The organism is Microbacterium sp. GbtcB4 (genome assembly GCF_019091465.1).
GTDB lineage: Bacteria > Actinomycetota > Actinomycetes > Actinomycetales > Microbacteriaceae > Microbacterium > Microbacterium paraoxydans.
The window spans coordinates 1-237 of the sequence record NZ_JAGXJJ010000554.1 but is presented as its reverse complement, the minus strand read 5'-3'; the positions used below and the strand labels follow the sequence as shown (position 1 = coordinate 237).

Below are 237 nucleotides of genomic sequence, written 5' to 3'. Positions count from 1 at the left end.
AAGGCCGCCCCCCCGCCCCTCGTGGACGCGCCGCCGGGCACGCCCGGCCGGGAGTTCGGCGGGGCCGCCCGCCAGACCCGCCTGGGCACCGAGCCCGTGCAGCCGGCGCTCCCCCGCGTGGCCGAGGTGCCGCTGGGCGGCACCGCTGTCGTCACCGGTATCAACTCGCCGCTCGGCTTCCCGCAGAAGGTCATCGAGCTGCATGCGGCCGAGACCGAGCTGCCCATCACCGAGGCG

Annotated in this window: 1 pseudogene; it reads left to right on the top strand. The window is 77.6% G+C overall.

The features are described from left to right. Nucleotides 1-237 (top strand): annotated as a pseudogene (locus tag KVS71_RS18795) (lyase family protein); the annotation flags it as partial.